Origin of the sequence: Advenella mimigardefordensis DPN7, assembly GCF_000521505.1 — a bacterium.
Taxonomy (GTDB): Bacteria; Pseudomonadota; Gammaproteobacteria; order Burkholderiales; family Burkholderiaceae_B; genus Advenella; species Advenella mimigardefordensis.
In genome coordinates this window covers 2,418,279-2,430,471 of sequence record NZ_CP003915.1, presented here as the reverse complement: position 1 = coordinate 2,430,471, position 12,193 = coordinate 2,418,279, and the positions used below count along the sequence as shown (strand labels likewise).

At 54.6% G+C, this 12,193-nt stretch carries 9 protein-coding genes; all 9 read left to right on the top strand.

Going from position 1 to position 12,193, the window contains the following annotated elements; all coding sequences use genetic code 11:
• The first annotated feature begins 57 nt into the window (after positions 1-57).
• The 9 genes from MIM_RS11175 to pdxJ all read left to right on the top strand — a co-directional run bounded on the left by MIM_RS11175 (position 58) and on the right by pdxJ (position 12,168).
• Entirely contained in the window at positions 58-1,239 is a 1,182-nt protein-coding gene (locus MIM_RS11175; RefSeq protein ID WP_025372845.1) for an acetyl-CoA C-acyltransferase family protein, read from the top strand.
• 6 nt (positions 1,240-1,245) lie between these two features.
• The gene (locus tag MIM_RS11170) at positions 1,246-2,028 is read left to right on the top strand and encodes a spermidine synthase (RefSeq protein ID WP_025372844.1); all 783 of its coding nucleotides are present in this window, start codon (positions 1,246-1,248) and stop codon (positions 2,026-2,028) included.
• Between the two features lie 157 nt (positions 2,029-2,185).
• Positions 2,186-3,157, top strand: coding sequence for an ABC transporter substrate-binding protein (locus MIM_RS11165; protein WP_025372843.1), 972 nt, complete (start codon positions 2,186-2,188; stop codon positions 3,155-3,157).
• A 68-nt stretch (positions 3,158-3,225) separates the two neighbouring features.
• Positions 3,226-4,116: an ABC transporter permease gene (locus tag MIM_RS11160; protein WP_025372842.1), complete on the top strand. Its 891-nt coding sequence runs from the start codon at positions 3,226-3,228 to the stop codon at positions 4,114-4,116.
• 1 nt (position 4,117) lies between these two features.
• Positions 4,118-4,912, top strand: a complete 795-nt coding sequence (locus MIM_RS11155; RefSeq protein WP_025372841.1) for an ABC transporter ATP-binding protein — start codon at positions 4,118-4,120, stop codon at positions 4,910-4,912.
• Between the two features lie 476 nt (positions 4,913-5,388).
• Positions 5,389-6,669, top strand: coding sequence for an efflux RND transporter periplasmic adaptor subunit (locus MIM_RS11150; protein WP_025372840.1), 1,281 nt, complete (start codon positions 5,389-5,391; stop codon positions 6,667-6,669).
• Between the two features lie 9 nt (positions 6,670-6,678).
• The gene (locus tag MIM_RS11145; RefSeq protein ID WP_025372839.1) at positions 6,679-9,930 is read left to right on the top strand and encodes an efflux RND transporter permease subunit; all 3,252 of its coding nucleotides are present in this window, start codon (positions 6,679-6,681) and stop codon (positions 9,928-9,930) included.
• Between the two features lie 2 nt (positions 9,931-9,932).
• Complete coding sequence (locus tag MIM_RS11140; protein WP_025372838.1) at positions 9,933-11,441, top strand: efflux transporter outer membrane subunit; 1,509 nt, start codon at positions 9,933-9,935, stop codon at positions 11,439-11,441.
• A 13-nt stretch (positions 11,442-11,454) separates the two neighbouring features.
• A complete protein-coding gene (pdxJ, locus tag MIM_RS11135) occupies positions 11,455-12,168 on the top strand; it encodes a pyridoxine 5'-phosphate synthase (RefSeq protein WP_025372837.1) in 714 nt (237 codons plus the stop codon).
• Positions 12,169-12,193 lie beyond the last annotated feature (25 nt).

Genomic DNA, 12,193 nt, shown 5'->3' with positions numbered 1-12,193 from the left:
TATTGTATGCCGGATGCGTTATGATTCGCTTCTCTTCAATAAAAAATAGGAATTATCATGCCTGACGTTTTCGTGGTATCCGGTGTTCGTACAGCTATTGGCAGTTTTGGCGGGAGTCTGAAAAATACAAGCCCTGGTGAGCTGGGAGCAACAGTCATCCGGGCAGCCATGGAACGTGCGGCGGTGACGGGTGACGACATTGGCCACGTTGTGCTTGGGCATGTCATCAATACCGAGCCACGGGACATGTATGTATCCCGGTATGCTGCGGTTACGGCCGGCGTTTCACAGGGGACACCGGCCTTCAACGTTAATCGTCTTTGCGGTTCCGGTCTGCAGGCGATTGTATCTGCTGCTCAGACATTGTTGCTGGGCGATGCGCAAATCGCTATTGCCGGCGGTGTTGAGAATATGAGCCGCGCGCCTTACATTGCACCCGCCCACCGTTTTGGCGCCAGAATGGGCGACAGCGTGATGCAGGACATGATGACCGGTGCGCTGTCCGATCCGTTTGAAAAAATGCATATGGGCGTGACTGCCGAGAACGTTGCCAGGGAATACGGCGTATCCCGTCAGCAGCAGGACGAACTGGCCATCGCTTCGCATCAGCGCGCGGCCAACGCCATTGACCAGGGTTATTTCAAAGATCAGATCGTGCCGATCGTGATGAAATCGCGCAAGGGCGATATCGCGTTCGATACCGATGAACATGTTCGTCGCGACATTACGCTGGAGGGCTTGTCTGCCCTGAAACCGGTGTTTGTCAAGGAGGCAGGAACGGTCACGGCCGGTAATGCGTCGGGTATTAACGACGGCGCCGCAGCGCTGGTGCTGATGAATGGTGACATGGTCAAAGAACGCGGCGTAAAACCATTGGGTCGTTTGGTGGCTTATGGTCACGCCGGCGTTGATCCGCGGCTAATGGGCATTGGCCCGGTTCCTGCAACCCGTAACGCGCTGGCCAAAGCTGGTCTGAAAATCGAAGACATGGACGTGATTGAAGCCAACGAAGCGTTTGCCGCCCAGGCATGCGCGGTTACGCAGCAATTGGGAATGGACCCGGCTAAAGTCAATCCCAATGGCAGCGGTATCGGACTGGGCCATCCGGTTGGCGCAACCGGCGCCATCATTACCGTCAAGGCTTTGTACGAGCTGCAACGTATTGGCGGGCGTTATGCATTGGTAACCATGTGCATTGGCGGCGGGCAGGGCATTGCCGCCATCTTCGAACGGGTTTAATCACGCATGCAGCACCAGAAAAAAGCACCACACCCTGACTACGATGAGCCTATCATTTCCGAGTCTCAGGGTGTGCGGTACCTGCATTTCAACAGCGAGTGGATTCAGGGCGCCATGCGGGTCGCCCGTCCCGAAAAACTGGAATTCGAATATACCCAGCAAATGATGGCCTGGCTGCTGTTTCTGGCGCCGCCGGCTGATCGCAGTGTCGGTATTCTGGGTCTGGGGGCCGGGTCCCTGACGCGTTTCTGTCAGCATCATTTTGATAGCGATATCGTGACAGTGGAGTGGAATCCGCAGGTGACGGCTATTTGCGAATCGGCGTTTGAATTGCGACAAACAGCATCCTGCCGGGTGGTACACGAAGACGCCAATGACTGGGTACTGGACCCGCTCAATGAAAACGGTTACGGTGCGCTCATGGTGGATTTGTACGATTACACCGCCCAGGGGCCGGTGTGCTCATCTGAGCGGTTTTACCAGGGATGCCGGCGCGTCTGCGCTGAACTGGGCGTGGTAACCATCAATCTTTTCGGCCATCACGGCAGTTTTCGTAAGAATATACGCAATATCCGGCGTGCTTTCGATGATCGCGTGATCCTGTTTCCTGAAACCGTTGATGGCAATCGTATCGTCATTGCCTTCACTGGTCCGCCATTGGAGGTCACGCTGGAGCAATTGCGGCAGCGGGCCAAACGAGTACAAAGCCTGTATCGATTGCCGGCTACCGGCTGGCTGCGAACGCTGCTTCAGGAAAATGGCAAGACCGGCAGTTTGGTCCGTTTTTAGGTGACCGGCTGGAGGGGACTGCGCGGCCGGATGATTGTGTGGCCGGATGATGCTGTGTATATGCACCCAGTCTTGTTATTCTCGTTAATACCACTGGTACAAAGCGGTTTGCTATGACAGAATCGCCGAGTACCGAACATGTCAATCAGGAGTAGTTATGATCAAGGGCACGTTTACTTTCTGTCTTTCCGCCGCGCTGGTTTCCTCTGCGCTGCTTACAGGCGCAGCCCAGGCTGCAGACAAATTTGTTGCTGTTACAGCCATTGTTGAACATCCGGCTCTGGATGCAGTGCGTGATGGTGTCAAGGAAGGTCTGGCCAAAGAAGGCTTTGAAGAAGGCAAGAATCTGAAATGGAAGTATCAGAGCGCGCAGGGCAATACCGGCACCGCTGCACAGATCGCACGCCAGTTTATCGGTGAACGACCCGATGCCATCGTAGCGATTGCTACGCCATCGGCACAAGCGGTGGTCGCGGCAACCAAGACCATTCCGGTCGTGTATTCTGCCGTCACGGATCCGATAGCGGCCCAGCTGGTCAAGTCGATGGATGCCTCGGGCGCAAATGTGACCGGCGTCTCCGATGAACTGGTGCTGGAAAAGCAAATTGAATTGATCAGGCAGGTCGTGCCTCAGGCCAAGCGGGTAGGTATGGTCTACAATCCAGGTGAAGCCAATTCCAGCGTGGTCGTTAAACGTCTGAAGGAGCTGCTGCCCAAGTCTGGCATGACGCTTGTTGAAGCATCCGCACCCCGTTCGGTTGATGTGGGTACGGCGGCACGTAGCCTGGCCGGCAAGGTAGATGTGATTTACACCAATACCGACAATAACGTGGTTTCGGCCTACGAAGCCCTGGTTAAGGTCGGCAACGAATCCAAGATTCCGCTGGTGGCCTCGGATACCGATAGCGTCAAGCGTGGCGCGATTGCTGCGCTGGGCATCAACTATAAGGATCTAGGCGTTCAAACTGGTACAATCGTAGCGCGTATCCTGAAGGGTGAAAAGCCAGGCAGCATCGCATCCGAAACAAGCAAAACGCTGGAGCTTTTCGTTAATCCGGGCGCTGCCGAAAAGCAAGGCGTCACATTGAGCGAAGACTTTGTCAAAAGCGCCAAAGTGGTGGTGAAATAACCCGTTTGCACTATTTTTACCGGCCTGGGCTTATCTCAGGCTTTTTTATTTGATCTCAAGTTCTTAACATGTCTCTTTTTTCTTCCCTTGGTGCGCTGGAGCTGGGGTTTATCTACAGTCTGGTCGCGCTAGGCGTGTTCATTTCATTTCGTGTCTTGCGATTTCCTGACCTGACGGTGGATGGAACGTTTGCCACGGGAGGCGCAGTGTCCGCATTGCTGGTCAGCAGTGGTTACGATCCCTTTCTGGCAAGTGTGGCGGCGATGATTGCCTGTGGCTTTGCGGGAATGATTACCGGCTGGCTCAACGTCAAACTGGGCATCATGGATCTGCTGGCCAGTATTTTGATGATGACCGCCCTGTATTCGATCAATCTGCGCATCATGGGCGGACCCAATATTCCGCTCATCACCAGCGACACCGTGTTTTCGCTCACACAACCGTCATCGCTGGACGATTTTATCTGGCGGCCTGCGCTGCTGTTTATTGTCGTGGTTGTGGCCAAAATTCTGCTGGATGTCTATTTTTCCACCCGTTCAGGGCTGGCCATGCGTGCAACCGGCTCGAACTTGCGTATGGCACGGGCGCAGGGTATTTCTACCGACCGCATGGTGCTTATTGGTATGGCCCTGTCCAACGCGCTGGTGGGTCTGGGGGGCGCGCTGTTTGCCCAGTCGCAGGGCGGTTCCGATATTTCCATGGGGATTGGCACCATTGTGATCGGCCTGGCAGCCGTTATCGTGGGAGAAAGCATTTTGCCTGCACGGCGCTTTCTATTTATTACGCTGGCTGTCATTGTGGGCGCCATTCTCTATCGCTTCTTTATCGCACTGGCGCTCAACAGCGATTTTATCGGGCTCAAGGCACAGGATCTGAATTTGATTACTGCATTGCTGGTTGCCATTGCGCTGATTCTGCCCAAGCTGCGTCGTAACCTGCGACTCAAAGGACGCGCCTGATATGTTGAACGCACAGAATCTGCACATTACCTTCAATGCGGGCACACCTATTGAAACCCGCGCCCTGAGGGGCTTGTCACTTACCATCCCGAAAGGGCAGTTCGTGACCGTCATCGGTTCAAACGGGGCCGGCAAGTCCACTTTCCTGAATGCGGTGTCAGGTGAATTGATGGTCGACTCCGGCACCATCCATATCAACGACCAGAACGTTACCCGCAAAAGCGTGTGGCAGCGGGCGCTCAATGTGGCGCGCGTGTTTCAGGACCCGATGGCCGGCACCTGCGAAGATCTGACCATCGAAGAAAATATGTCGCTGGCCTATTGTCGTGGCGGCGAACGAGGCCTTCGGCCGGCTTTGCGCAGTGATCTGCGCCAGTTGTTCCGGGAGCGGCTGACGATTCTGGGTCTGGGCCTGGAGTCACGACTAACTGATCGCATCGGCCTGCTCTCAGGTGGTCAGCGACAGGCGGTGAGTTTGTTGATGGCGGCGCTGCAGCCCAGCAAAATACTGCTGCTGGATGAACATACAGCGGCACTTGACCCTCGGACGGCCCAGTTTGTTCTGGATCTGACCGAAAAAATCGTGACTGAACAGAAACTGACCACCATGATGGTGACGCATAGCATGAAACAGGCGCTGGAGATTGGCGATCGGACGGTCATGCTGCATCAGGGGCAGGTCGTACTGGATGTGGCCGGTGAACAGCGCAAAAATATGACTGTAAGTGATCTGCTGCACATGTTCGAGAAGGTCAGGGGAGAGCAGATTACCGACGACGCCCTGTTGCTCGATTGACACTCTGCTGGTCAAAATAAGCACATTTTTCTCATTTCCGGCGGGTAATTAGGGCAACGATCGCCATACTCGTGTTATTTTTATTGCATCCGTAGTAACCCTCGGCTGGTGCCGGCTATCTGCCGGACGCCAGCCGCTGGCGTCCCTTCTGTTATCTTCAGTATCCCGTGCGGGCTGGGCGCTTGCCTCATCTGCCGGGCTGGCAGTCATTGTTACAACCATGCTTTTTCGTATAGCCGTGTTTTTGATATGCGGCAAGGCGGGACGTTTGATGCAGATTTGTCAATTTTATAGAATATTTTTCGGCCGGTTGTGTTCACACTGTTCCCGAAAATCACATAAAAACCCTATAACTTAAGGGTTAATACTAAATAGTATTTGCTTAGGCAATTATTTTCTGGTTATAATCCTTTCTTCAACACCGTTCAATCAGCTATCCGTCAGGATCAGCCCACGCTTTCAAGGTTTCCAGTCAAATGTCAAACAGACTTTTTTTACACAAGCGCTATGTTGCAACAGTTTTGCTGTCGTGCCTGGTTGCGCTAAGCGGTTGCGGTAAGGAAGATCAACAAGCGGGCGCGCAGGGGGGGCCACCGCCCACACCCGTCAGCACCATCAAACTGACCGAAACACCAACTACCATCTTTACAACGCTTCCCGGCAGGGTCAGCGCCGTACGGGATGCGCAGGTTCGGGCCCGGGTTAACGGTATTGTGCAAAAAATTGAATTTGAACAAGGCCGCGAGGTAAAAAAAGGGCAGGTGCTGTTCCGCATCGATCCCGCGACCTATCAGGCACAGGCCGCACAGGCCGAAGCAGCGCTGAACCAGGCCAAAGCAACGGCAAGCAGTGCCCGGCAACTGGCTAACCGCTATTCCACTTTGGTTAAATCCAATGCGGTAAGCCGCCAGGAATACGATGACGCGCGTGCGCAGGCGAATCAGGCGGATGCAACAATCGCATCAGCCCAGGCAGCGCTGGACGCGGCCCGTATCAATTTGTCTTATACCGATGTCGAGTCGCCCATTGACGGCATCATCGGCCGGGCACTGGTGACTGAAGGTGCACTGGTTAGTGGCACCGAAGCGACCGAACTGGCTCACGTGCAGCAAATGGCCCCGGTTTATGTAGACTTTACCCAGTCTACTTCTGAACTCTATCGTTTGCGCAAAGCGATGGCCGATGGGCAATTAACCAAGGTCGACGAGAATACCGCAGTGGTGCAGCTGGAACTGGAAGACGGCACACAGTATCCGGAAAACGGCCAGTTGCTTTTTACTGGTGTCAGTGTTGAGCCTTCTACGGGTCAGGTTACCCTTAGGGCTACTTTCCCTAATGAAGAGAAACTGCTGTTGCCGGGTATGTACGTCACCGTCAAGCTGGAGCAGGGCAAGGATGAGAAAGCATTGCTCATTCCAACACAAGCTATCCAGCGTTCTACCGATGGCCTGAATAATGTCATGGTGGTGCGCGATGGCAAGGTCGCGGCAATTACTATTCAGACAGGCGGCGAAGTGAAGAACGAAACAATTGTCACGCAGGGTCTTAAGGCTGGTGACGAAGTGATTGTTGAAGGATTCCAGAAAATTCGTCCAGGTGCTCCGGTTAAACCTCAGCCATGGAAAAAAGATAAGGCAGCCGGCAACAATGGCCAGCCGCCGCAGTCTGGCGCTCAGGAACAAGCCAAAGAAGGGGGTGAAAAGTCCCCGGCACAGGAAAGCAAGCCTGAACAGCAGGGCGACAAGCCGGCACAGTGAGTATAAAACATGTCAAATTTTTTCATTAACCGGCCAATTTTTGCCTGGGTTATTGCGATTATCATATTCTTTGCGGGCGTAGTATCTATCCCCAATATGGCAATTTCGCAGTATCCCGAAGTGGCGCCGCCGACTATTACCGTACGCGCTACCTATCCTGGCGCTGGCGCCGAAGAGGTCGCGCGCTCGGTTACCAGTCTGATCGAAAACGAACTCAATGGTGCCCAGGGCATGCTGTACTATGCCTCCACCAGTGATTCCTATGGTGCTGCCAAGATCGACGTGACCTTTGAACCAGGTACAAACCCTGATCTTGCCCAGGTGGATGTGCAGAACCGTATTTCCGGCGTGACCTCCAAGCTGCCTCAGGCGGTGACTCAGCAGGGCATTACCTACTCCAAGAGTACTGCTGGCTTCCTGATGATCGTTACCCTGACCTCCACCGACGGCTCGCTGGATGATGCAGGGCTGGGCGATTACATCACACGGAATATTCAGAACTCGGTTTCCCGGATCAAGGGTGTCGGGGAATTCCAGTTGTTTGCCTCGCCACGTGCCATGCGTATCTGGGTAGACTCTGCAAAAATGACCTCGTTTGGTCTGACCACCAGTGATATCAAGACCGCACTGCAAACGCAGAATGCACAAATTACCGGTGGTACGCTGGGATCGCCACCGACACCAGACGATCAGACCACCAGTGCAACCGTACTTGTTAATGGTCAGCTCAGCACTGTCAAGGAGTTTGGCGATATTGTGCTGCGCGCGACTACAGGAGGCTCTACCGTGCGGCTGCGCGATGTGGCCCGCATCGAAGTGGGTGCCGATTCCTATCAGTTCGGATCTCGCCTGAACGGACAAACATCGGCCGCTTTCGCCGTCTCGCTGGCACCTAATGCCAACGCGTTGGAAACCTCCAATCTGGTTCAGGCCGAGATGGAGAATCTGGCCAAGTATTTTCCTGGCAATATTGAATACAAGGTGCCATACAACACCGCGCCGTACGTGGATGCGTCGATCACCCAGGTGGTTCACACACTGGTCGAAGCGATGCTGCTGGTGTTCGTTGTGATGTTCCTGTTCCTGCAGAATATCCGTTATACCTTGATCCCGGCGATCGTGGTGCCGGTGGCGCTCATGGGTACCATGGCAACGCTGTTGTATATGGGGTATTCGATCAATACGCTGACCATGTTCGCGATGGTGCTTGCCATTGGTATTCTGGTGGATGACGCCATCGTGGTGGTTGAGAACGTGGAACGGATCATGGCCGAAGAAGGACTGCAGCCCAAGGAGGCGACGGTCAAGGCAATGCCGCAGATTTTCGGTGCGATTGTTGGTATTACGCTGGTGCTGATGGTGGTGTTTGCGCCACTGTTCTTCATGAGCGGGTCGGCGGGTGTGATTTATCGCCAGTTCGCAGCGGCAATGATCATTTCTATCGGTTTTTCCGCATTCCTGGCGCTGACCTTCACGCCAGCCATGTGTGCCACGCTGCTCAAGCCGGTGCCCAAGGGGCATCATGAGAAAAAAGGCTTTTTCGGCTGGTTCAACCGGACGTTTGCCAGAATCACGAACAACTATACGGGGTTCGTGGGCAGCCTGCTCAAGCGTGGCGGGCGCATGATGTTCATTTATCTGGGGCTGGTTATTCTGCTGGGCTTCCTCTATCTGCGTCTGCCCAGTTCCTTTCTGCCGACCGAGGATCAGGGCTATGCCGTGACCAATATCGAGTTGCCTGCTGGCGTTTCGGCCAAGCGTACCGAAGATGTCATCAAGCAAGTCGAGGATTACTATAAGAAACAGCCTGAGGTGGAAAACATCATTACCGTTCAGGGCTTCAGTTTCAATGGTTCAGGTCTGAACTCCGCCATCGCCTTTACCCCGTTCAAGAAGTTCAGTGAACGCAAAGGGGCCGAGCACAATGCGATGTCGGTTGCAGGACGCGCCACGGGGCAACTGTTATTTGGTATTCCTGATGCCATGGTGCTGTCAATTGTGCCACCGTCCATTCCATCACTGGGTACAGCCACCGGTTTTGACTTGCGTCTGCAGGATCGTGGCGGCATGGGTCAGACCCAGTTGCGGGAAGCGGCCAACCAACTGATACAGCTGGCGGGTCAGAGTAAAATCCTGTCGCAAGTACGTATTTCCGGCCTGGGTCCTGGGCCGCAGTTGAAAGTCACGGTTGACCGAATCAAAGCCTATTCGCTGGGCGTGAATATGACCGAAGTAGGCAATGTCCTGTCGGGCACCATTGGTAACAGCTATTTGGGACAGTTCCCGAATCAGGGCTGGATGCAGAACGTGTGGATTCAGTCCGAGGCGGCACAACGGATGTCGCCGGACGATATTCTCAAATTGCGTGTGCATAACACCGATGGCGAACTGGTTCCCATGTCGTCGTTTGTGAGCCTGGACTGGGTTCACGGCGAAACACAGGTACAGCGTTACAACAGCTACGACTCCATCACGATTCAGGGTCAGGCCAATGCCGGTTATGCTAACGGCGAGGCAATGGATGAAATCGTCAAACTGATTGGTCAATTGCCTTCTGGAATCGGCTACGAATGGACGGGTTTGTCCTATCAGGAAGTGCAGGCAGGCAATCAGGCGCCGATCTTGCTTGGGCTGGCTTTTGCCGTGGTCTTCCTGGTGCTCGCGGCGCTCTATGAGAGCTGGTGGATTCCATTGTCAGCGGTGCTGATCGTACCATTGGGTATGCTTGGGACGGTAGGTCTGGTCACGCTGGTGGGTATGTCCAATGACATTTACTTCCAGGTGGGGATGATTACTGTAATTGGTCTGTCGGCGAAGAACGCCATTCTGATTGTGGAATTTGCTAAAGACGCCTATGCTTCCGGCCAGGGCCTGGTCGAATCCACGCTCGAAGCTGCGCGCTTGCGGTTCCGGCCGATCCTGATGACTTCGTTCGCTTTCATCATGGGGGTTATTCCATTGATGCTGGCCAGCGCTGAAGGCGCCGCAAGTCAACAGGCCGTGGGCTATGGGGTATTTGGCGGTATGCTGGCGGCAACCCCGTTCGCAGTGCTGTTTGTGCCCACATTCTTCGTTGTTGTGATGACGTTCTTCAAAGTGAAACCCAGGTTGCTGGGCCGTCAGGCTGATGAACATGAAAAAGCCACCGAAGCCGAAAAAGAATCTCAGCATATCTATACAGATGTGGCTGAGGCAGATGATATGACCGCCAGTGGCGAAAGCAAACGTCAGGACGGATTACCTCCAAAAGGAAATGACTAATCATGCAAGGGTCACAACGTACATTGCCCCGTTTTTCCGCAGTTTTCATGGCCGTCCTGCTGGCTGGCTGCTCATTGTCTCCTGACTATACGCGCCCTGATGCGCCGATCCCGTCTACCTATCCGGGCCAGAGCGGTGCCAATCAGGCGTCGGTGCAGGAGCTGGGCTGGGAGCAGTTCTTCCGTGAACCACGTCTGAAAGCACTGATCGGTCTGGCGTTGGAAAATAACCGTGACATGCGCATCGCCGTCAAACGGGTAGACGAAGCGCGTGCTCAATACGGTATTACACGCAGTGACCAGTTCCCGCAAATCGGTGCAACGGCTCAGGAAAGTGCCCAGCGCCTGCCGCCTAATATGCGTATGGCAGGCCCGGACAGCCAGTCAGTCTCGCGCAGCTTCACTGCCGGTATTGGTATCACCGACTTTGAGCTGGATTTCTTCGGTAAACAACGGAATCTGTCAGAAGCAGCATTTCAGTCTTACCTGTCTACAGTGGAAGGACGTAAAACGGCGCAGATCAACCTGATCGGCCAACTGGCGACGGCCTATTACAATTTGCGTGCCGCACAGCAGCAAAAAGACCTGGTCGCCAGAACGCTGAAGTCGCGTCAGTCTACCTATGACCTGGTGCAGGCGCGTTTTCGTGGTGGCGTAGCCTCGGCACTGGATGTCAATCAGGCCAAGAATCTGCTGGATGCTGCCCGGGCAAGCTCTGCTGAGCTGGACCGTAGTGAAAAACAAGCCAACAATGCATTACAGCTGATTATCGGTGCGCCAATTCCTGCCGGCCTGCCTGCACCCAGCCCGTTTGCTAGCGATGTGTTAATGGCAAAAATTCCTGCCGGGCTGCCATCTGATCTGTTAACACGGCGCCCCGATATTATTGCCGCGGAACACGATTTGCTGGCTGCCAATGCCAATATCGGTGCCGCCCGGGCCGCTTTCTTCCCAAGCATTTCACTTACCGGTCTGATCGGCTCCACCAGCCTGGGCCTGGGATCGCTTTTTTCCGGGGGACAGGGTACCTGGTCGTTCAATCCGGTGATTTCACTGCCTATCTTTACGGCAGGGCGCCTGCGTAACAATCTTGAACTGACGGAAGTGCGCAAGGACATTGCCGTTGCGCAATACGAAAAAACGATTCAGACTGCGTTCAAGGAAGTCGCGGATTCTCTGGCAGGCGAGGCCACTTATGGTGCGCAGTTGCAAGCCCTCAGGGATCAGCAGAAATCTGCCTACGAATCACTCAATCTGTCTGATTTGCGTTACAGGAATGGTATAGACAGCTTCCTGCAGGTGCAAACGGCCCAGATCAATCTGTTTACCGTGCAGCAAAGCTTCGTGCAGGTGGGGCTTGAATCGCTCCTGAACAAAGTAGAACTGTATAAAGCGCTGGGTGGTGGCTGGAACCGTGACACGACGATGCGTGCGAATCCCGATGCGCCTATCGCCAATCCTGTACCTGCTTCCGGCAACGCTACACAAGTCGCACCTTCAACACCGCAGTAACGCAGGATGTATCATGATTGATTTGGGTGTAAATATTGATCATGTGGCCACGCTGCGCCAGCAGCGCGGTTGTGGCTATCCTGACCCTGTTCGCGCGGCGCTGCTGGCCGAACAGGCGGGGGCCGATGCCATTACGCTGCATTTGCGTGAAGACCGCAGGCATATTCAGGATAGCGATGTGCATGCCTTGCGGCCCTTGTTGAAAACGCGCATGAATCTGGAATGTGCGGTAACCGACGAGATGCTGGATATCGCCTGTCAGGTGCGTCCTCATGACGTCTGTCTGGTACCCGAGAAACGACAGGAACTGACGACAGAAGGGGGGCTGGATGTTATGACCCACTTCACCTCAGTCAGCCAGGCGGTTACCAGGCTGCACGCCGCCGATGCGCGAGTCTCTCTGTTTATTGATCCCGACTTTGAACAAATCCGTGCGGCAGCGCAGGCGGGGGCAGGGGTCATTGAGCTGCATACGGGTGCTTACGCGCAAGTCAGCGGCGAGGCACAGCAGCATGAGCTTGAACGCCTCAGGCTCGCCATCGCTGAGGGACTGCGTCAGGGACTGAAAGTGAATGCGGGTCATGGCCTGCATTATCAGAACGTCCAGGCCATTGTGGCGCTCGGAGGCATCTCTGAATTGAACATCGGTCATGCCATCGTGGCTCAGGCGGTTTTCGACGGTTGGGAAAAGGCCGTCCGGGATATGAAAGCGTTGCTGCGCAGTTAGGACAGTTCAAACGTCCTGCTGATCT